This window comes from Rhodococcus wratislaviensis (assembly GCF_900455735.1).
Classification (GTDB): Bacteria; Actinomycetota; Actinomycetes; order Mycobacteriales; family Mycobacteriaceae; genus Rhodococcus_F; species Rhodococcus_F wratislaviensis.
The window spans coordinates 21,185-42,616 of record NZ_UAUI01000024.1; the positions used below are offsets into that span (position 1 = coordinate 21,185).

General features: G+C 67.6%; 17 protein-coding genes. 4 read left to right on the forward strand and 13 right to left on the reverse strand.

Annotation, left to right across the window (positions count from 1 at the left end):
* Window positions 1–13: 13 nt before the first annotated feature.
* From DTA22_RS25815 to DTA22_RS25845, 7 genes are all read right to left on the reverse strand, one after another.
* Entirely contained in the window at window positions 14–1,792 is a 1,779-nt protein-coding gene (locus tag DTA22_RS25815) for an acetyl/propionyl/methylcrotonyl-CoA carboxylase subunit alpha (RefSeq protein ID WP_112301376.1), read from the reverse strand.
* Between the two features lie 26 nt (window positions 1,793–1,818).
* Complete coding sequence (locus DTA22_RS25820; protein ID WP_112301377.1) at window positions 1,819–2,118, reverse strand: acyl-CoA carboxylase subunit epsilon; 300 nt, start codon at window positions 2,116–2,118, stop codon at window positions 1,819–1,821.
* Window positions 2,115–3,737, reverse strand: a complete 1,623-nt coding sequence (locus DTA22_RS25825) for an acyl-CoA carboxylase subunit beta (RefSeq protein WP_112301378.1) — start codon at window positions 3,735–3,737, stop codon at window positions 2,115–2,117. The genes DTA22_RS25820 and DTA22_RS25825 overlap by 4 nt, the downstream gene beginning before the upstream one ends.
* 168 nt (window positions 3,738–3,905) lie before the next feature.
* Window positions 3,906–4,295 (reverse strand): DUF5313 family protein, encoded by a 390-nt coding sequence (locus tag DTA22_RS25830; RefSeq protein WP_037238102.1) that lies wholly within the window; start codon window positions 4,293–4,295, stop codon window positions 3,906–3,908.
* 71 nt (window positions 4,296–4,366) lie between these two features.
* Entirely contained in the window at window positions 4,367–5,128 is a 762-nt protein-coding gene (locus DTA22_RS25835; RefSeq protein WP_112301379.1) for a MerR family transcriptional regulator, read from the reverse strand.
* Between the two features lie 39 nt (window positions 5,129–5,167).
* Window positions 5,168–7,018 (reverse strand): AMP-dependent synthetase/ligase, encoded by a 1,851-nt coding sequence (locus DTA22_RS25840; protein ID WP_112301380.1) that lies wholly within the window; start codon window positions 7,016–7,018, stop codon window positions 5,168–5,170.
* A gap of 50 nt (window positions 7,019–7,068) precedes the next feature.
* Complete coding sequence (locus DTA22_RS25845) at window positions 7,069–8,379, reverse strand: MFS transporter (protein ID WP_112301381.1); 1,311 nt, start codon at window positions 8,377–8,379, stop codon at window positions 7,069–7,071.
* Between the two features lie 71 nt (window positions 8,380–8,450).
* Here DTA22_RS25845 and DTA22_RS25850 point away from each other — a divergent pair, with 71 nt between their 5' ends.
* Window positions 8,451–9,443: a GlxA family transcriptional regulator gene (locus DTA22_RS25850; protein ID WP_112301382.1), complete on the forward strand. Its 993-nt coding sequence runs from the start codon at window positions 8,451–8,453 to the stop codon at window positions 9,441–9,443.
* Here DTA22_RS25850 and DTA22_RS25855 read toward each other — a convergent pair.
* Both DTA22_RS25855 and DTA22_RS25860 read right to left on the reverse strand, forming a co-directional pair.
* Complete coding sequence (locus DTA22_RS25855; protein ID WP_112301383.1) at window positions 9,421–10,821, reverse strand: hypothetical protein; 1,401 nt, start codon at window positions 10,819–10,821, stop codon at window positions 9,421–9,423. The genes DTA22_RS25850 and DTA22_RS25855 overlap by 23 nt on opposite strands.
* 6 nt (window positions 10,822–10,827) lie before the next feature.
* Complete coding sequence (locus DTA22_RS25860; RefSeq protein ID WP_037238113.1) at window positions 10,828–11,226, reverse strand: DUF7144 family membrane protein; 399 nt, start codon at window positions 11,224–11,226, stop codon at window positions 10,828–10,830.
* A gap of 165 nt (window positions 11,227–11,391) precedes the next feature.
* Here DTA22_RS25860 and DTA22_RS25865 point away from each other — a divergent pair, with 165 nt between their 5' ends.
* The gene (locus DTA22_RS25865; RefSeq protein ID WP_009476819.1) at window positions 11,392–11,799 is read left to right on the forward strand and encodes a DUF7144 family membrane protein; all 408 of its coding nucleotides are present in this window, start codon (window positions 11,392–11,394) and stop codon (window positions 11,797–11,799) included.
* A 26-nt stretch (window positions 11,800–11,825) separates the two neighbouring features.
* On the opposite strand, the gene DTA22_RS25870 is transcribed toward DTA22_RS25865, so the two are convergent.
* Both DTA22_RS25870 and DTA22_RS25875 read right to left on the reverse strand, forming a co-directional pair.
* Window positions 11,826–12,434, reverse strand: coding sequence for a potassium channel family protein (locus tag DTA22_RS25870; RefSeq protein WP_112301384.1), 609 nt, complete (start codon window positions 12,432–12,434; stop codon window positions 11,826–11,828).
* A 161-nt stretch (window positions 12,435–12,595) separates the two neighbouring features.
* Entirely contained in the window at window positions 12,596–13,378 is a 783-nt protein-coding gene (locus DTA22_RS25875) for an MBL fold metallo-hydrolase (RefSeq protein ID WP_112301702.1), read from the reverse strand.
* Window positions 13,379–13,412: 34 nt separating this feature from the next.
* On the opposite strand from DTA22_RS25875, the gene DTA22_RS25880 reads away from it, so the two are divergent.
* Together DTA22_RS25880 and DTA22_RS25885 are read left to right on the forward strand one after the other, a co-directional pair.
* A complete protein-coding gene (locus tag DTA22_RS25880) occupies window positions 13,413–15,443 on the forward strand; it encodes a phage holin family protein (RefSeq protein WP_112301703.1) in 2,031 nt (676 codons plus the stop codon).
* A 132-nt stretch (window positions 15,444–15,575) separates the two neighbouring features.
* Window positions 15,576–16,925 (forward strand): diacylglycerol/lipid kinase family protein, encoded by a 1,350-nt coding sequence (locus DTA22_RS25885; RefSeq protein ID WP_112301385.1) that lies wholly within the window; start codon window positions 15,576–15,578, stop codon window positions 16,923–16,925.
* Between the two features lie 10 nt (window positions 16,926–16,935).
* Here the strand turns inward: DTA22_RS25885 and DTA22_RS25890 are convergent, their stop codons facing one another.
* On the reverse strand, window positions 16,936–18,651 hold the full coding sequence (locus DTA22_RS25890; RefSeq protein ID WP_112301386.1) for a SulP family inorganic anion transporter: 1,716 nt from the start codon (window positions 18,649–18,651) through the stop codon (window positions 16,936–16,938).
* A 10-nt stretch (window positions 18,652–18,661) separates the two neighbouring features.
* Window positions 18,662–21,415, reverse strand: a complete 2,754-nt coding sequence (locus DTA22_RS25895) for a cation-translocating P-type ATPase (protein WP_112301387.1) — start codon at window positions 21,413–21,415, stop codon at window positions 18,662–18,664.
* Window positions 21,416–21,432: the final 17 nt, after the last annotated feature.

Below are 21,432 nucleotides of genomic sequence, written 5' to 3' on the forward strand. Positions count from 1 at the left end.
AAGTACTCACAAGCTATTTCAGTTCGGCGAGGACGGTGCCCTGGGTGATGGCGGCGCCGGGTTCGACGGCGAGGCCGGTGACGGTGCCGGCCTTGTGGGCGTTGACGGGGTTTTCCATCTTCATGGCCTCGAGGACGGCGATGAGGTCGCCTTCGGCGACTTGCTGGCCTTCTTCGACGGCGACCTTGACGACGGTGCCCTGCATGGGGGCGGTGACGGCGTCACCGGAGGCGGCGCCGCCGTGGGCGCCGCCGCGGGTGCGGGCCTTGGGCTTCTTGCGGATCGCCCCGGCCGGGGCTGGGCCGGTGCCGAGGGTGAACTGGCCGGGCAGGGACACCTCGACGCGGCGGCCACCGACCTCGACGACGACGTTCTGCCGGGGCAGGGTTTCGTCCTCGTCGATCGGCTGGGTGCCGGTGAACGGTTCGATCTGGTTGTCCCATTCGGTTTCGATCCACTTGGTGTAGACGTCGAAGCCGGTGCCGTCGCCGATGAAGGCGGGGTCGGAGACGATGGCCCGGTGGAACGGGATGACGGTGGCCAGTCCCTCGACCTGGAATTCGGCGAGGGCGCGGCGGGCGCGGGCGAGGGCCTCGTCGCGGGTGGCGCCGGTGACGATCAGTTTGGCGAGCATGGAGTCGAACTGGCCGCCGATCACACTGCCGGTTTCGACGCCGGAGTCCATTCGCACGCCGGGGCCGGTGGGCGGGACGAACGTGGTGACCGGGCCGGGGGCGGGCAGGAACCCGCGGCCGGCGTCCTCGCCGTTGATGCGGAATTCGAAGGAGTGCCCGCGGGGGGTGGGGTCCTCGAGGATGTCCAGTTTTTCGCCGTTGGCGATCTTGAACTGCTGCAGGACCAGGTCGATGCCGGCGGTTTCCTCGGTGACGGGGTGTTCGACCTGCAGGCGGGTGTTGACCTCGAGGAAGGAGACGGTGTCGCCCTGGACGAGGTATTCGACGGTGCCGGCGCCGTAGTAGCCGGCCTCCTTGCAGATGGCCTTGGCGGAGGTGTGGATGCGGTGGCGTTGGTCGTCGGTGAGGAACGGGGCGGGGGCCTCCTCGACGAGTTTCTGGAAGCGGCGTTGCAGGGAGCAGTCGCGGGTGCCGGCGACGATGACGTTGCCGTGCTGGTCGGCGATGACCTGGGCTTCGACGTGGCGGGCCTTGTCCAGATACTGTTCGACGAAGCATTCGCCGCGGCCGAACGCGGCGACGGCCTCGCGGGTGGCGGAGTCGAACAGTTCGGGGATTTCCTCGATGGTGTGGGCGACCTTCATGCCGCGGCCGCCGCCGCCGAACGCGGCCTTGATGGCGACGGGGACCCCGTATTCCTTGGCGAAGGCGACGACCTCGTCGGCGTTCTTGACCGGGTCCTTGGTGCCGGCGGCCATCGGGGCCTTGGCTTTTTCGGCGATGTGGCGGGCGGTGACCTTGTCGCCGAGGTCGCGGATCGATTGCGGGGAGGGGCCGATCCAGATCAGGCCGGCGTCGATCACGGCCTGGGCGAAGTCGGCGTTCTCGGAGAGGAAGCCGTAGCCGGGGTGGATGGCGTCGGCGCCGGACTTGGCGGCGGCGTCCAAAATTTTGTCGAACACCAGGTAGGACTCGGCGGAGGTCTGCCCGCCGAGGGCGAAGGCTTCGTCGGCCAGGCGCACGAACGGGGCGTCGGCGTCGGGTTCGGCGTAGACGGCGACGCTGGCCAGGCCGGCATCGGCTGCGGCCCGGATCACCCGCACTGCAATCTCACCGCGGTTCGCGACGAGCACCTTGGAAATACGTGCACTACTCATCGAAATGTCTTCCCTTTTCTACAGTTTCAGTAGCCTGCGTTGACCAGGACGGCAGCGGCGGCTACTTGCCGACGCAGAATGAGGGCGGGAGTGCCCCACGAATCGTTATCGGACGCGGGCGCTTCCGCCGCGGAACCGGACGAGGCGATCGCAGCGAACACTGCGAGCACCGCGGCGATGTCCGTGTCGCTCGGGTTGCCCGTGAACGTCACGGCCGGCGCCGCCGGCGTCTCTTCGGCGAGGCCGGCGCCCAGCGCGATCTCGTCGAGCACCTCGTCGACAGACAACTCCGCGGTCAAGGTGCTAAATGATTCGCCGCCGCTCATAGCGGAATGTTCCCATGCTTCTTGGGCGGGAGGGTGACCATTTTGCGTTCGAGCAGGCGCAGGGCGGCCACGATCTGTCCGCGGGTGTGGGACGGGGGGATGACGGCGTCGACGTAGCCGCGTTCGGCGGCGACGTACGGGTTGACGAGGGTGTCCTCGTATTCCTGTTGCAGTTGCAGGCGCAGCGCGTCGACGTCGTCGCCGTTCTTGGCGGCCTCGAGGAGGCGTTTGCGGTAGACGAAGCCGACGGCGCCGGAGGCGCCCATGACGGCGATCTGGGCGGTGGGCCAGGCGAGGTTGACGTCGGCGCCCATGTGCTTGGAGCCCATCACGTCGTAGGCGCCGCCGTAGGCCTTGCGGGTGATGACGGTGATCTTCCCGACGGTGGCCTCGCCGTAGGCGTAGAGGAGTTTCGCGCCGCGGCGGATGATGCCGTTGTATTCCTGGTCGGTGCCGGGCAGGAAGCCGGGGACGTCGACGAGGGTGATGATGGGGACGTTGAACGCGTCGCAGGTGCGCACGAAGCGGGCGGCTTTTTCGGAGGCGTCGATGTCGAGGCAGCCGGCGAAGACGGTGGGCTGGTTCGCGACGATGCCGACGGAGCGGCCGTCGACGCGGCCGAAGCCGACGACGATGTTGCCGGCGCGTTCGGCCTGGACCTCGAGGAATTCGTCGTCGTCGAGGATGCGGCGGATGACCTCGTGCATGTCGTAGGGCTGGTTCGCCGAGTCCGGGATGAGGGTGTCGAGTTCGAGGTCCTCGGCGGTGAGGGAGTCTTCGATGGACCCGGTGATCGGGTCGGTGGGCAGCATCCGGGGGGCGGCGGCCTGGTTGTTGGACGGCAGGTAGGACAGCAGGTCCTTGACGTAGTCGAGGGCGTCCTGTTCGCCGGAGGCGACGTAGTGGGCGACGCCGGATTTGACCATGTGGGTGTGGGCGCCGCCCAAATCTTCCATGGTGACGTCTTCGCCGGTGACGGTCTTGATGACGTCGGGGCCGGTGACGAACATCTGGGAGGTCTGGTCGACCATGACGACGAAGTCGGTCAGGGCGGGGGAGTAGACGTGGCCGCCGGCGGCGGGGCCCATGATCAGCGAGATCTGCGGGATGACGCCGGACGCCTGGACGTTGCGGTGGAAGATTTCGCCGTAGAGGCCGAGGGAGACGACGCCTTCCTGGATGCGGGCGCCGGCGCCTTCGTTGATGCCGATCAGGGGGCGGCCGGTCTTGAGGGCGAGGTCCATGACCTTGACGATTTTTTCGCCGTAGATTTCGCCGAGGGAGCCGCCGAAGACGGTGGCGTCCTGGGAGAAGACGCACACGTCGCGGCCGTCGACGGTGCCGTAGCCGGTGACGACGCCGTCGCCGACGGGGCGGTTGTCGGCGAGGCCGAAGTTCACCGAGCGGTGCCGGGCGAGGGCGTCGAGTTCGACGAAGCTGCCCTCGTCGAGCAGGGCGGTGATGCGTTCGCGGGCGGTGAGCTTGCCCTTGGCGTGGACCTTTTCGACCGCGGCTTCACCGCTCGGGTGCTGCGCCTCGGCCTGACGATTACGCAGGTCGGCGAGCTTTCCCGCCGTCGTGTGAATATCGGGCGTGACCGCCGAATCTGTGACTGTCATCTATGACTGCTCTTCCCGTCGAGGCTGTCGGAACCTGCGCTGCACCCTGTGGGGTACGCGGTTCGTGGGATTACCCACTCGGACGCCGCCACTTTAACGCATTACTTATCGATCGTTCACGTGCGCTGCGTCACTCCGGAGGAGAGGGTGTGATGCATCGTGCTGCTGCTACTGGTCCTCGGTGCGGCCGTGGCGGCGCTCGTAGTCCTCGCGCGTGCGGTCGGCGCGGCGCTGCGCCTTCTCGCCCACGAGGTCCGGATCGAGGCCGTGGCTGAGCAGACGATGGCGACGGTAGATGTTCATCAGCGCGACCGCAAAGTAGAGCAGCGGGAGCAGCAGGAGGGCCATCATCGCCAGCGGAATCCAGATCGGACCGGGGATGAGGAGGAACAACGCGAGCACCGCGGCGACGGGAAGCATGAAACGGAGGACGTACCGCACCGAGGCCCCCGGCCCGACGAGGTCGTTGCGGACCCAATCCTGCATCGAATCCGGCAGCGTGCGACCGAACAGATACCCGACGTACTGACTTGGGCTGGGACGCTGCGAATCGGACATGGGTCTCAGGATAGTGCTGACAAACGGAGCGAACTCGACGACGGTGCGTGGTCGAGTTCGCTCTGTTCCCGCTACTGCTGCTCGGCATTCGCGACGATGACGTCCCGGACGTACTGCGCCAAACCGGGGGCGACGTCGTCGTAGTGCCGGCGAAAGCGGTCGTCGGCGAGGTACATCTCGGCGAGGTTCACCTGCATTGCGTGGTCGCAGTCGTAGAACCGTTCGATGCCGGCGCGGTGCTCCTCGGCGAGTGCGTTGGCGCGATCGGACCCGGGTTCGATGCCGTCGGCCATCGCCTGCGCGAGCGACGCCTCGAATGCGTCACCCTCGGCTTTGATTCGCTTCCAGTCCTCCTTGCTCATCTTCGCGGACCGCTGCTGAGACTGCTTCCACGCGTCGGTGTCGCCCCAGCGCTCTTCGGCCTCGGCGGCGTACTCCTCGCCCGGCCAGTTGTCGCCGAAAATTTCGTTCTGCTCCTCGGGGGTGAGCTGAATGCCCATGCTTCTCGCCTCCATCATCTTCTCCACGGCTGCAGCCATTTCGTGTAAGCGATCGATCCGTTCGCTGAGCAACGCGTGCTGTCGCCGTAGATGCGCGAGGGCATCGACGTCCGGGTCGTCGAGGAGGGCTGCGATCTCTTCGAGGGGGAAACCCAGTTCGCGGTACGTCAGCACGCGGTGCAGACGTTCCACGTCGGCATCCGAATAGCTGCGGTACCCACCGGGTGTGCGGTCGGACGGTGTCACCAGACCGATCTCGTCGTAGTGGTGCAGAGTGCGCACGCTCACTCCGACCAGCCTGGCGACCACGCCGACCGTGTGTTTCTCGCTCACGTCCTCTACCGTGCAGCCTGACGTCGCGTGAGGGTCAACTCAGGTGTAGAGATTCTCGAGTTCGTCGGAGAAATTGGTCATCACGACCTTGCGCTTGAGTTTCATGCTCGGTGTGATCTCGCCGTTCTCGACGGTGAGTTCCCGTTCGAGGATGCGGAACTTCTTGATCTGCTCCCACCGGTTCAGTCCGGCGTTGAGTTCCTCGACGTAACCGCCGATCAGGTTGCGCGTCTCCTGGGCGTTCGCGATCTCGGCGAAAGACTTGCCGCCCAGGTCGTGATTCTGTGCCCATTCGCCGATCGATTCGGCGTCGAGGGAGATCAGGGCGACGCAGTACGACTTCCCTTCACCGTCGACGATGAGTTCACCGACGTACGGGCAGATGCCCTTGAACGTGGCCGCCACGGCGGAGGGTGCGACGTATTTGCCGTTGGACGTCTTGAACATGTCCTTCTTGCGGTCGGTGATCCGCAGGTAACCGTTGTCGTCCAGTTCGCCGATGTCGCCGGTGTGGAACCAGCCGTCGTCGGTGAGCGCTTCGGCTGTGGCTTCGGGGTTCTCGTGGTATCCACTCATGACGCCGGGACCCTTGATGAGGATCTCGCCGTCGTCGGCAATGCGGGTCTCGGTGCCCGGGATGGGCCAGCCGACAGTGCCGAACCGGTACGCCGCCGGGCGGTTGACGAACGACGCGGCACTGGTCTCGGACAGCCCGTACCCCTCGAGGACGACGATGCCGACGGCGTCGAACCATTGCGCGACATCACGATTGAGCGCTGCGGATCCGGAGATGAAGAACCTCAGGCGTCCGCCGAACCGTTCGCGAATCGTGCTGTACACCAGCCGATCCGCGACGGCGTGCTGAACCGAGTCGAGCAGCGACGGACTCTCGCCTGCCTGCTTGGCCTTCGACACCCGCAGTCCGACGCCGACGGCCCAGTCGAAGATCTTCTCCTTCGGCCCACCCTCCTCGCGCACGGTGGAGACGATCCGCGCGTACGCCTTCTCGAAGATGCGGGGGGCCGCGCCCATGAACGTGGGTTTGACCACCGCGAGATTCTCGACGATCTTGTCGACGCGGCCGTCGACCGCCGTCGCGAAACCGATCTGCAGCGGCAGCGTGAGCAGGACCTTCCCGAACACGTGGGACAGCGGGAGCCAGAGGTATTGCAGGTCGTCGGCGTCGAGGATGCCGGTGGCGTCGATCGCGGCCGCCTCGTACGTCCACGCCGAGTGCGACAGCCGCACGCCCTTCGGTCTCCCGGTGGTGCCGGACGTGTAGATCAGGGTGGCGAGGTCGTCGGGGTCGATCGCCTCGATCCGGTCGTGCACGGCGTCGGGTGTCTCGGCGAGCAGTTCTTCGCCGAGGTCGTGGAGCTGGTCGAACGTGATCACCCAGTCGTCGTCGCCGGGGTCGCCGTCGATCAGGACGACCTTCTCCACGTCGCCGAGTTCGCCGCGGTTCTCGCGCAGCTTGGCCAGCTGCGCGTCGTCCTCGGCGAAGACGATGCGACTGCCGGAGTTGGCGACGATGTAGGCGACGTCGCCGGCCGTGGTGGTGGGATACACCGTGGTGGTGGCGGCGCCTGCACACATGACGGCCAGGTCGGCGAGCACCCACTCGTAGCGGGTGGCGGATGCCAGCGCCACCCGCTGCTCGGCCTGCACGCCGAGGACGATGAGGCCCGCCGCGAGATTGCGCACCCGGTCGCCCGCCTCGGACCAGGTGACGCTGGACCATTGCTTCGGGTCCGCTGCGTCGACGTACCGGAACGCTTCGCGGTTGGGTGAGTGGGCCACCCGATCCACGAACAGTGCGGCTACCGACGGAGCCCGATTCTCGATCTTGGAGCGGTCAATGACCTCGTCCGACGCGCGCTGAGCTGCCATGTATCGATCTTAGGAACCGGGGCCGCTCGGGGGAGTGGTTTCGACGCAGGTCAACCGATCTCGGACGCCTCCTTGCGGGGTTTCGCGACGATGGCCAGAGACATGACCGCTGCGATCGCGCACAGTCCGCCCGCGACGTAGAACGCGGAGTCGTATCCGCCGAACTGGTCGCGCACCAATCCTGCGAGGAACGCCACGATGCCGGCGCCGATCTGGTGCGACGCCAGCACCCAGCCGAACACGATTGGTGCGTCGCTGCCGAAGTGCTTGCGGCACAGCGCAACCGTCGGGGGGACGGTCGCCACCCAGTCGAGACCGTAGAAGATGACGAACGCGATCATCGGCGGGTGCACGGTGTTCGCGAACAGGATCGGCAACAGCATCAGCGAGATCCCGCGCAGCAGGTAGTAGATGCCGAGGAGCTTGCGCGAATCGAACCGGTCGGTGAACCACCCCGACGCGATGGTGCCGATCACGTCGAAGATCCCGATCACCGCCAGCAGGCTCGCCGCCGCAGTCACCGGCATGCCGTGGTCGTGGGCGGCGGGGACGAAGTGGGTGCCGACGAGTCCGTTGGTGCTCGCCCCGCAGATGGCGAACGTGCCGGCCAGCAACCAGAACACCCGGGTCCGCGCCGCGGACACCAGCACCGTCACGGCCCGGCCCGCGGCACCGCCGCGACCGGTCGGGGCGGGTGGTTCCGCGACGTAGTCGGGTCCGGCGCCGTACGGGACCGCCCCGACGTCCGACGGCCGGTTGCGCAGAAACACGAGCACCAGCGGCACGACGGCGAGGGCCGCGAACGACACCGTCAGCGCCACGGTCTGCCAGTTGTAGTGCTCGGCGACCATCGCGAGGATCGGCAGGAACACCAGCTGTCCGGCGGCGCTGCCCGCGGTGAGGATGCCGGTCACGAGGCCGCGGCGGGCGACGAACCAGCGGTCGACGACGGTGGCCACGAAGGCGAGCGCCATCGAGCCGGTGCCCAGTCCGACGAGCACGCCCCACAGCAGAACCAGTTGCCAGGTGGCGGTCATGAAGACGGTCAGTCCGCTGCCGGCGGATACCAGGACCAGCGCCGCGGTGACCACCCGCCGCATCCCGAAGCGTTCCATGAGCGCCGCCGCGAACGGCGAGGTCAGCCCATACAGCACCAGGTTGATCGACACCGCGGAGGAGATGCTCGCCCGCGACCAGCCGAAGTCTTCGTGCAGGGGGTCGATCAGGATCGAGGGCGCCGCCCGGAAGCTGGCGGCGCCCACGAGGGCGAGGAACGCGACGGCGGCGACCAGCCAGGCGTAGTGGAGGCGCGGCGGGGCCGTCTGGGTGGGAGGTGCCGGGGGCGCGATGTCGGACGTCACGACGGTAAGTCTGCGCGACGGTCTCCCCTCGGAACAGTTGCCAGAATGACAACATGTGAAAGAATCTGGCCATGGTTGAACGTCATCGGGTGGTCGTGCTCGCCCTGGACGGTGTGATCCCGTTCGAACTCGGCATTCCGTCGCGGGTCTTCGGACGGGCGCACGACGCCGACGGGAACCCGCTGTACGAGGTGCAGACGTGCACAGCGGACGGACGGCCCGTGCGTTCGGACGCCGATTTCTCGGTGTCCGTCGATCACGGGCCCGAATTGCTGGCCGAGGCCGACACGGTCGTGATCCCGGCGTCCTACGAACTCGGACCGGCCTACGACGACGGGCATCTGCCCCCGAACCTCGAGACGGCTCTCGCCTTCGTCCGGCCCGGCATGCGGTACGTCTCCATCTGCACCGGCTCCTACATCCTCGCCGCCGCGGGGCTGCTCGACGGACTGCGCGCCACCACCCATTGGCGCAACGCCGAACACTTCCAGCGGACGTATCCTCAGGTCCGGGTCGATCCCGACGTGCTGTTCGTCGATGAGGGGCACATCCTCACCTCGGCGGGCGTCGCCGCCGGACTGGACCTCTGCCTCCACATCGTGCGCCGCGACCACGGCTCCGACGTCGCCAATCAGGTGGCGCGCCGATGCGTCGTCCCACCGTGGCGCGACGGCGGGCAGGCGCAGTACATCGAGCGGCCGATCCCGGAGTCCACGGCCGAGTCCACCGCGGCCACCCGGGACTGGGCGCTGGACCGGCTGGGTGAGTCCCTGACGCTGAGCCGGATGGCCGCGCACTCGAACATGAGCGTCCGCACGTTCACGCGGCGGTTCGGTGACGAGGTCGGCACCACCCCGAACCGCTGGCTGATCACTCACCGGGTCGACCGCGCGCGACAGCTCCTCGAGACCACCGACCTGTCCGTCGACGTCATCGCCCGCGAGGTCGGGTTCGGGACGGCGGTGTCGCTGCGTCAGCACATGGGCGCCGTGCTCGGCGTCCCCCCGTCGGCGTATCGCAGAACGTTTCGGGGCCAGTCGGTCACGACGAAGGCACCGGCGTAGATCCCGAGTCCTGCGCGGTGGCTGTGCGGGCCGGGCGGATGAGCAGTTCGAGTGCCGCCAGCGCGAGGAGGGCTATGAACACGATCCACAACACGACCAGTCCGGTGGGGTAGCGCCAGAACATCAGCAGCAGAGCTGCGACGCCGATAATGAGGCAGCGCAGTGGAACTCGGAGCTGGTTGGCCCACCGTTCCACCTCGTTCGGCGGTCGGCCGGTGCCGGACTTGCGGACGAAGTCCAGCGCCTGCCCGTATCCGCGACGCACGGCGGTGGCGGACGACGAGCCGCCGATGAGGAAGGCGCCGATCGCAATCACCAGACCGAGAACCGCGACCGCACGCAGACTCGTCCGCAACGGCACCAGGACGGTGTCGATGACCGCCGTCGCCGCGTCGGGAGACAGGATGTCGGGTGGGACGCTGTCGAGGTAGATGGCGCGTCCGACGAGAATCCCGATTGCGAGGACGAGCATTCCCAGGGCGATCGACAGGCCGGCGAGGGAGAGCGCGCGCAGCCGTCGGCCGGTGGGGGCGACGGCGACCGCGGCGGCGGCGCAGGCGATTCCCAGCCACGGCAGGATCGCCGACGCCTTGTCGAGGGCATTGACGGCGCGCTGCGCCTTGACCAGTTCGGGGGACTGGAACAGCACGAATTGCTTGTCCACCGCGGGGATCTTGTCGGCAAACGCGAATCCACGCTCGGTCAGCGCGGCCTTCACCTTGTCGATGACGGTGCCCAGAGAAATGCTGACGGTGCCGCTCTGGTCGACCTCCACCGAGCTGAGACCGTAGTTCCCCGTCATCACCGCCACGAGCGCGTTGTGCGCCGAACGGTTCGCCTGGATCCAGAGATCTTCGAACTGCTGCGACTGCACGAGTGAGCTGACGGTGTCGTGGACGAAGTTCTTTGCCTGGCTGGTGATCACCGGTGCGAGGCCGATCACGGCCGCGTCCAGCCGGGGAGCGTTCGCTGCGAGATTCGAGACGTCGGTCAGTGCCTCGAGTGCGTCCTTGGTGAGCCCCTCGACGTCGACTCGGGTGAAGATCTCGTCGGTGATCTGGTTCGTGATATCCGCCTGGAGGGCCGGATTCGCTCCGAGGGGGGCGACCGTGCTCACGTAGCGGTCGGTGTCGAGGATCTGACTTCTCGTGAAGCGTGCGGTGACCGACGCGAGTGCGAGGACGGCGACCAGGACCAGCAGAATGGTGACGGCCGTCCAGCGCAATCCGTTCCGGGGTGGGCGGGTGACCGGTTCTGCCGGAACACCGGCGGCGGCGCCCGCGGCCTGTCCGCGCAGCGTCGCCACCTCGTCGCGCAACCGGAGGAGTTCGGTGCGTTCGTCCTTGTCGAGTGGGCCGGTGCTCGTGCCGTCTTCCATTGCGGATCAGATCACTTCGGGGTTCCAGGTGGCGACCGCCCAGATCACGACGGCGTTCAGTGCGATGATCGTGATCGACCACGCGGGGTAGTAGGGCAGCCACAGGAAGTTGACGAAGATCGACAGGGCGCACAGCACCATCGCGGCGACACGTGCCCAGGTGGCCCCGGTGAACAGTGCCGCACCGACGGCCGCAACGATCACGCCGAGCACGAGATGAATCCATCCCCAGGTGGTGACGTCGAATTGGTAGGTGTACTCGATGCCGACGACGATCACGTCGTCCTTGGCTATCGCGGAGATCCCCTGGAAGAACTCGAGCACGCCGACGGTGACGAGAAGAACCGCCCCGCCCATCGACGTTCCCTTTGCCACACCTTGCTTGACCAGCGATTCATCGGACATGACCGTTCCTCTTTCGTCACCGTACGAAATGAACTGGCGTAAGTAAGTATCCTCCGTCGGTTCCCCCTTTGTCTGGAAGATGCCCGGACGTACGCGTATTGACCTCGCTCTACGCGGCGACGGAAAATATTTGCAGGCCAAGGTATGTCCGGGAAGGGGATCGCGATGTCCGACGAGTCGTTGGTCAAGCAGGGGGTCGCGGCCGCGACGTCCATGGTGGCGGCGATAGTTTTGCTCACTATCGGAATTCTTCATGTGCTCTCGGGCATCTCGGCGCTCATGAAGGACGACCTCGTCGTCGCGGGCCCCGAGTACATCTATCAGTTCGACACGACAGCGTGGGGCTGGATTCACCTGGTGCTCGGTGTGATCGTTGCGGCCGTCGGTGTCATGTTGTTCACCGGGGCGACCTGGGCACGTGTCGGCGCCATGGTGATCTGTGCTCTGTCCCTCCTCGCCAATTTCCTGTGGCTGCCCCACTACCCGTGGTGGTCGGTCGTCATGATCGTGCTGGACGTGTTCGTGATCTGGGCTGTCGCGACCTGGAAGCCGGGCTACGAGGAGCGGCTCTAGGTCACGAACCCGTCGAGTACTTGACGTCAGGGCGCTGCCGAGTCACGGGCGATCCCGGGCTTCCGCCGCCAGCGAACCGACGCGGTCAGCACACGGATGCCCAACGAGATCAGGATCAGATTGCCGATGATCTGTGCCGACACCACCGCCCGCGCGGCCTCCGTGGTGGCCACGATGTCACCGAACCCGACTGTGGCGAACACCGTCAAGGTGAAATAGAGGGCGTCGAGTCGGGTCAGCGCTTCGTTGAAGTTGTCCGGCCCCGAGTACGAGAGCAGAAAGTACGTCGTCGAGTAGGCGACGAGGTAGACCCCCACGGTGACGGCCAACGCCTCTACTGCCTGCGCGACCGGGTACTCGGCATGCAGCACCCTGCGGATCTGCCAGACGTACACCGCGCAGACCACAGCGAGACCACCGAGCACCATGGACACGGTGCGCAGGTTGTCCACCGTAGTGAAGGGCAGTAGGAAATATGCGCTCACCAGTACCACCGTGGCGCCCACCGGGCGCAGTACCGCCGGCACCAGCACACGCACCCGCGCATGTCGGGAGAGACTTCGCACGCCGTCCTCGGCCACCGTCACCGCCCGTTTCTCGTCGTCGGCTGCGCTCGGATCCGTTCGGGGCCCCACGTCGAGACCGCCCAGATCACCACCTTCTCGGCGATTGGTTCGAACTGAAGTCGCCACTTTCCAGTTTCCGCCGATCGAGGAGCCGACCAGAGCACATTGGTGGTCTTCGTCCTCCGGAGCGCAATTACCTGTCGATCGGCAGGGTTTCAGCGCAACCGAGTTCACACGCCGAGTTCGTCACCCGGATGCAACTCCACCGCAACGACACCCGCCCGCTCGGCGTGGTGGACGAACTCGGCGCCCGGACCGAAGAACAGCCGGGGGCGCACGGCGTCGAGGCCGATCGGCCACAGTGTGCCGTAGTGGATCGGCACCGCCAGTCCCGCCTCCACCAGACGCGCGACGACCGCGGCCCGAGACGGGTCGAGGTGACCCTTGCCGAGTGTCGGACCCCAGCCCCCGACGGGTAGCAGCGCGAGGTCCACGGGGCCGACGTGGTCGGCGAGGTCCGGGTACAGGTCGGTGTCGCCGGCAAAATAGGTCCGCCGGTCCCCCTCGACGACGTATCCGATCGCGGGCGCGAGCTCCGGGCCGCGCCGCCAGCGCCTGCCGTCGTGTCGGGCGGGCACGGCGCGCACCGTGACCTTGCCGATCCTTGTCTCGTCGCCGGGTCGCAGCAGCACCAGGCGGTCGGCGAACTGGCGCAGCGCGGGCAGGCCGTCGATCGCCCGCCACGGGGCCACGATCGGGACGTCCGGGTCGAGCAGCCGCAGCGACGGCAGGTGGGCATGGTCGGCGTGCAGGTGCGAGAGCAGTACGGCGTCCGGGTTACGCACGTGTGGCCCGATCGGCGCAGGCCCTCGGCGGCGGCGTAGGTGCGCGACGCGGTCGGTCAGCACCGGGTCGGTCAGGACGACCGTCCCGCGGTCCACGATCAGCGCGCTGGCATGTCCGAGCCAGCGCACACCGGATGCGGCGGCATCCGACCACGGCGTTGTGCTCACACCCTTACGATTCCAGATGACGAAAGGCGGTGCGATGCGCACGGTGGGCGGCGTGGTGCGGGTGCTCGTCGAATTCTTCGTGCTGTGGGGGTCGTCGGCGCTCGCACTCATCGTGCTCGACCGCATCCTCGGCGGCATCACCCTGGACCGGTCGAGCTTCACTCCGATCCCGACACTCCCGGCCGCGCTGGTCCTCGCGTTGGTGTTCGGCCTGCTCAACGCCGCGCTGTGGCCGGTGATCATGCGGTTCATGTCGTGGATCGGCCCGGTGCTGCTGTTCGTCGGGGTATTCCTCGCCGGCGGACTGATCATGGTGTTGACGCTGTACCTGGTGCCGGTCGCCTCGGTGGACCAGCTGAGTGATGCATTCGTCCTCGCGGCGCTGCTCTCGCTGTTCACCTCCGTGGTTTCGGGAGCGATCGCGTCCCGCTCCGATACCGCGTACCGACTGATGCAGGTGCGCCGACAGCGGTTCCGGTTGCGTCGCAACGCCGCGCTCGTGGACGCGTCCCCGGGGCTGTTGTGCATCCAGATCGATGGCCTCGGTTACGACGTGCTGCGTCGCGCGATCGCGGACGGCGTCACGCCCGGGCTGGCGAAGTTGGTGCGCCGGACCCATCGGCTGACGCCGTGGCACACCGACTGGAGCAGTCAGACGGGTGCGACCCAGCTGGGCGTGCTGCACGGTTCCAACCACAACGTGCCGGCATTTCGCTGGTACGACAAGACGACCGAACACATTTCGGTGTTCAGCAACCCGGCCGACAACGAGCAGCGCGAACTCGAACGCGCCGACATCCCCGGCCTGCTGGCGCACGACGGTGCGAGCCGCGGCAACCTGTTCACCGGCGGCGCGCACGACAACGTGCTCGTCGTCAGTCGCATGCGCGGTGCCCGCCTCGGCGGCGGCGCCGGCTACAGCGACTATTTCGCGGACCCGGCGAGTGCGCTGCGCACGTTCATCCGGATGGTCGCGGAACTGCAACGGGAACTACGCCAGTCGCTGCGGCAGAAGCGAAAGGACATCCAGCCGCGGGTCCCGCGGGGCGGGGTCTATCCGTTCGTGCGTGCGTTCGCGACCGTGCTCGCCACCGACGTCGCCGCCGCCGCGGTGGTCGGCGATCTGATCAAGGGGCGCAGCGTCGTCTACGTCGACCTGATCGGCTATGACGAGGTGTCGCACCATTCCGGCATTTCCCGGCCCGAGACGCTCGCGGTGCTGACCAAACTCGACGACGTCATCGAGATGCTGCTCGCCGTGGTGGTGCAGGCCGATCGGCCCTACCGCGTCGTCGTGCTGTCCGATCACGGGCAGAGTCAGGGTGCGACCTTCCTGCAACGCTACGGGGAAACTCTGGGGCAGTTGGTCATCCGGTTGGCCGCGCGGCGAGAACCGGCCGCGGTGAGGCGTCGCTGGTACGAGCGCGAATCCGACGTCTCCCGACAGTCCGGGGCGGAGGGGCGCGGCTACGCCGCGGCCAGTGTGCACTCGCCGACGGCGGGCGAGGAGGCGCACCCCTCCGCAGGCGAGCCGATCGTGCTCGGCTCGGGCAACCTCGGTCTGATCTACTTCCCGCACCTGCCCGGACGCGCCGATGTCGATGCCATCGAGGCGGCCCATCCGGGCCTGCTCACCGGGTTGCGCGAGCATCCCGGGGTCGGCTTCCTGCTCGTCGCCACGCCGGACGGGTCGGTGGTGCTCGGGCCCCGCGGCCAGGTCGATGTCACGACCGGTGAGGTCACCGGCGAGAACCCGCTCGCGGTGATGGGATCCGACGCGCTGGCCAAGGTGCGACGCACCGACACCTTCGACAACGTTGCCGACATCATGGTCGGTGGCACGTACTGGCCCGACACGGACGAGGTCGCGGCGTTCGAGGAGCAGGTCGGCTCGCACGGCGGAATGGGCGGACCGCAGAGCACTCCGTTTCTCATCTACCCCGCCGACCTGCCCGCACCGCCCGACCCGCTGCACGGGGCCGAGGCCGTCCACACGGTGCTCGTCGGCTGGCGGGACCTTTCGACGGGGCCGCGCGCACGCGACTTGTCGGGAACCGGCCCTTGACGGCTGGCGAAGACACGCAGCCCAAGACGTGCAATGTGCTGCGATCGCCTCCGGGCACGGCGGAAGATGGAAATACGACGGGACGTCGGGCCGTCGTGAGGAAGTACGCGCCGCCGTTGAGGGGGTAGTCACGTGAACAGATCAGGCATCCCCGATACCGACAACCGTGGCCGGCGCTGGTGGGCGCGTGTGGCGTTCGTGTTCGCCGTCGGTGCGGCCGCGGTGCCCGTGCTGTTCGCCGGGGTGCTGGGCACCGTGGCGCTGCTCATCGTGGGGACCGGTGGCGTCGTGGTCACGGTGGCGGCGTTGTATTGGTTCCTCACCCGGCGCGGAGTGCTCAGGTGGATCTCCCTGGGCGTGGCGATCGTCGCGCCGATCGTCGTGCTGACGCTGTTCGTCCGCGCGCACCTGCTGTGGGTGGTGCTGCTCTCGTACGCGCTCGCGCTGCTGGCCGTCGTCTGTGCGCGCGCTGCTTTGCGTCGCAGACGTGCGGAGACGACCATGCCCGAATATCCTGCCCCGCCACCGCAGCACCCGTTCCTGATCATGAATCCTCATTCCGGTGGCGGGAAGGTCGAAAAGTTCGACCTGAAGCGCAGGGCCGAAGAGCTGGGCGCCGAGGTCGTGCTGCTCGAAGGGCCGTCCACCATCGACGTCACCGCACTGTCCCAGCGGGCGGTCGCGCAGGGGGCCGATCTGCTTGGGGTGGCGGGCGGAGACGGGACCCAGGCGCTCGTCGCGGCGGTCGCGGCCGAACACCACCTGCCGTTCCTCGTGATCAGTGCCGGAACCCGCAACCACTTCGCGATGGATCTCGGACTCGACCGCACCGATCCGTCCCGATCGCTGGACGCGCTCAACGACGGTGTCGAGTTGCGCGTCGACCTCGGCACCATTAACGGTCGACCCTTCGTCAACAATGCGTCGTTCGGGGTCTACGCCGAAATCGTGCGCAGTCCCGCATACCGTGACGACAAGGCGGCAACTGTGCTGACGCTGCTCCCCGATCTGCTCACCGGGGACGCCGGGCCTCGATTGGTCGCGCGAATCGGTGAGACGGCCGTGGAGGGACCACAGGCGGTCCTGGTGAGCAACAATCCCTACGGCAACAGTGATCTGGCGGGACTGAGCCGCCGGGACCGTCTCGATCGCGGCGTCCTCGGCGCGGTCACCCTGTCGGTGGCGAACACCCGGCAAGCGGTCGGTCTGCTGCGTCGCACCAACGTTCACGGATTGACGCAGGAAACGGCGATCGAGGTGGTCGTGGACGCCGACACCCCGGAGATCCCGGTGGGAGTCGACGGCGAATCACTCCTGCTCCGTACTCCGGTGCGGTGCACCATCGAACCGGACGCCTTACGGGTGCGGGTGCCCAGGACGAGGCCCGGGGTGCGTCCCGCAGCGCCCGCGTTCGACTGGGTTCGACTGTGGCGGGCGGCGTACGGCCCTCACCCTGCGTCCGGGTCGGCGTCCCGAGGCTGAATGTGTCGGTTCAGTCGTCGGTCGGATCGCCGGTGTGGTCGGCCCGACCGTGGAATGCGCTGACGGCGGACTCGACGGTGGGATAGAAGTGTGTCGCGTCGAACCTGTCGCCGACCCCGAACCGGATGAGCCGGTCCTTGATCGGACCTTTCATCTCCGCGAATGCCAGCCGGATCCCGTTGCCCTCCAGGTACCTGTCGAGGTCGACGAGTTCGTCGACGGCGGTGGTGTCGAGACCGGTGATCGGTTCGGCCGCGACGATCACCCACTCGACAGGGCTCGGCGCGGTCGCCACCACCGAGCGCACGTATTCGTCGAAGATCTCGCCGTTCGCGAAGAAGAGGGGAGCGTCGAACCGCACGAGCACCAGTCCGGGGATGCGCTGCCCGCTGGGGTGGCGTTCGACGTCGTGGAAGCCGGGGCGATCGGTCGTCCGGACGAGTTCGGTGCGGTACGGCTGCCAGGCCTGCGCGACCACTGCGACGAAGGACAGCCCGATCGCGACGAGGATTCCCTGCAGCACGCCCACCAGGGCAACCCCGAGAAACGCCGCGATGGCGAGACCGAATTCCACGGTGCTCATGCGCCACATCCGCACCATTCCACCCACGTCGACGAGCGCCGTGGCGGCGACGATCACCACGGCCCCGAGCGTCGCGTCGGGGAGATAGGTGGTGACGCCGGGAGCGACGAGAACGAAGACCAGGACGGCGAGCGCGCCGACGACACACGCCAATTGGGTGCGGGCGCCGCTTTGTTCGGCAACCGGGGTTCGTGACCCGCTGGCGGAGATGGGGAACCCGCCGAACAGTCCGCCGGCGATGTTGGCGACGCCGACCGCCTTCATCTCCGTGCTGCCGTTCACGTCTTCGCCGTGCCGGGCGGCGAACGTGCGGGACAGTACACCCGTGTCGGCGAACGCGATCAGCGCGATACCGGCGGCGGGTCCGACGAGCTGCCCCACGTCGCCCCAGTCGACACCGCCGAACGACGGCAGCGGCAGGCCGGCGGGCAGGGCGCCGACCATCCCGATGTCGTCGGTGAGTCCGAGTGCGGCGGACAGGACGATCGCCCCGACCACGGCCACCAGAACACCGGGGATGCGGGGAATCCAGATGCGGAACGCCACGATGACCGCGAGGGAGCCGATGCCCACCGCGGCGGCGATGGGGTCGATCTCACCCTCGACGACCGCCTGTCCGATCCCGCCGATCTCGCCCAGAAGGCCGGAGGCGTCGACGGAGAACCCGAGCAGCTTGGGTAGTTGGCCGACCACGACGATGAGCGCGATCGCGTTCAGGTACCCGAGGCGGATGGGTTTCGACAGCAGTTCGGTCACGAAGCCGAGGTGCAGGAATCCGCCGACGAGGAGGATGACGCCCATGAGGACGCCCAGGATGCCGGCGAGGGCGAGGGCGCTCTCCGGGTCATCGGCCACGGCGAGGGGCAGCACCGCGGCGGCGATGAGCGGCGCCAGCGACGAATCCGGGCCGAGCACGAGGATTTTCGACGGTCCCACCACCGCATACGCGAGGAGCGGGATGATCGTGGCGTAGAGGCCGGCGTAGGCGGGCAACCCGGCGGCCTCCGCATACCCCATCCCGGCGGGAATGAGCAGGGCGGTGAGGACGAGTCCGGCGGTGATGTCCGAACGCAGCCACTCCCGGCGGTAGGCCCGGGCCGTGACGATCCCCGGTAACCGGCCGAGGCTTCCTGTCCAGGACATGGTCCGGGCCTCAGCGTGCGCGCTGGGGGTCGACGGCGGCGGGGGTGGTCATCGGTGTGGGCGGCTCCGAGTGGAGGCGGCGCCGGATCGCCTTCTCCGCCTCGACGACGATCGGGATGATCAGCGACCAGCCGAGGCAGGCGAGCCACTGGGCGCCGGTCAGCGACGTGGTCATGAGGAGGTCCTGGAGGAAGCCGATCTCGACCGCGAACACGGTGACCACGACCGGTACGGACAGGATTTTCAGTGCGCCGAGGATCGGTGCGGTGAGCCCGGATTCGGGGTCGCGTCGCATGACGAGTCCGGCGAGGATGGAACCGAACGACAACACCACGAACGCCGTCGTCATGGGGACGCTCGCCTCGGTGGTACTCATGTCGCCCGGCGCGAGGAGCATCGCGGCGAGCGTGACGGCGAACTGCAGGACGCCGTACGCCAGCCACTGCACGAACGCCCTCCGGTTGGCGATCGGCATCTGCGGGTCGCGGGGCGGCTTGTTCATCAGATCCGGCGCAGGTGGGTCGAGCATGATGACGGCGACCGGGAACAGTGTGATGAAAAAGTGCTGGAACAGCACCATCAGCGGGGTGAGCGCGACCCCGTCGTTGATGTCGAAGATGCTTGCGACGAGAAACAGCAGAACCAGCGAGAAGAGTTTCGACATCTGGTACCGGATGTACGACACGATCTTCTCGTAGATGTTGCGGCCCAAGCGGATCGCGGTGATCAGGGTTCCGAAGTTGTCGTCGGTGAGGATCATCTTCCCGGCCTGTTTGGTGACCTCGCTACCAGATCCCATGGCGACGCCGATGTCGGCCTTCTTCAGTGCGGCGGCGTCGTTGACGGCGTCCCCGGTCATCGCGACGACCGCGCCGCCCTTCTGCATGATGTCGGCCAGGCGGAGCTTGTCCTGGGGGGTGACGCGGCCGAACACGTGCAGGTTCGGAAGTGCGGCCGCGAGGTCCTCGTCCGTCATCGCCTGGAGTTCGGGACCGCCGATCGCGCCCGGTCCGAGGCCCAGTTCGGCGCCGATCGCGGATGCGGTGATCGCGTGGTCGCCCGTGATCATGCGGACGTCGATGCCTGCTGTGTGGGCGGTGCGCACGGCGTCGATCGCTTCCGGCCGCAGCGGATCGATGATGCCGACCATGCCGACGAATGTGAGGTCCTCCACGAACGACATGGGGTCGGCCGCCGCCTCCACCTCCTGCCCGTCGAGTCGGCGGGCGGCGAATGCCAGTACGCGCAGACCCTTCTCGGACATGGTCCGGTTCGCTGCGGTCAGCTCCTCCCGGACCTCGTCGAGTGCTGCCACCTGCCGGCCCGGCCGGTAGGCGGTGGCGCATCGGGCGAGGACCACGTCGGGTCCGCCCTTGACCAGTTCCACGAACCGGGTGCTCCCGTCCACCTGGAGATGGTGGAACGTGGCCATGAACTTGTAGGCGGAGTCGAACGGCACCTCGGCGACGCGGGGATACGTTTGCCGGGTGAGTGGGGCGTCGACGCCGACCTTGGCCGCGAGCACGACCAATGCGGCCTCCGTCGGATCGCCGACGACCTCCCCGGTGTCGGAGACGGTGGCGTCACTGTCGAGGCACAGTCCGTACGCGAGCAGGGTGAAGTCGGGGACGGCCTCACCCGCGACGTGGGTGATCCTCCCGGTCTTGCTGTATCCCTCGCCGTCGACGGTGTACCACCGGCAATGGAAATACAGCGACCGCGCTGTCATCTGGTTCATCGTCAGCGTGCCGGTCTTGTCCGAGTTGATCGCGCTGGTGGCGCCGAGGGTCTCGACGTCGGTGAGGTTCTTCACGACGGCCTTCGCCTCGGCCAGCTGCCGGGCGCCGAAGGCGAGCATCGCCTGCACGAACGTCGGCAGACCGGTCGGGATAGCGGACACACCCATGGAGATGCCCAGCAGCAGAACCGTCGTCAGGCTCTGTCCGCGAATCACCCCGAGGACGACGATGAGCGCGACCGCCGTCCACGCGATGATTCCGAGCACCTTGGTGAGCGAATTCAGTTCGCGCTGGAGCGGAGACTTGCTCGGTGCGACGGCCGACAGCATCGACGCGATCTGACCCATCTGGGTGTGCATGCCGGTCTCGGTGACCACCATGGTGGCGGTGCCCCGGGTGACCGAAGTGTTCTGGAAGACCATGTTGCTGCGGTCACCGAGGGGAACTTCGGCGGTGTCGAGGGTCTGAGGGTCCTTCGGGACGGGCGCGCTTTCTCCCGTCAACGCGGCCTCCTGTGCCTCGAGGGTCGCCGACGTGAGCAGTCGACCGTCGGCGGGGACGACGTCGCCGGCCTCGAGGTGCACGATGTCGCCCGGTACGAGTTCGGTGGCGGCGAACTGTTCCAGCGCCCCGTCCCGGGTGACCCGAACCTGCGGTGTCTGCATCTTCGCGAGCGCGTCGACGCTGGCGCGTGCCTTCAGTTCCTGTTGCGTGCCCAGCACGACGTTGAGCACGACGAGTGCCGCGACGATGATCGCCGTCGGCACCTCGCCGATGACGACGCTGACGACCGCGACGGCGACCAGCATCAGGTTCATCAGATCCCTCAGCTGTTGCAGCGCGATCGCCCACGTCGACGGCGCCGGCTCGGAGGCGATCTCGTTGGGACCGTGCCGTCGGCGACGTTCGTCCGCTTCGCCGACCGTCAGACCCGCCAGCCGATCGGAGGCCAGTGCGGACACCACGGCGTCGGTGTCCTGGGCATGCCAGGCTGTCTGCGCCTGCGTGGGTTCCGTGGTGGCCATGACCGCTCGTCCTTCTC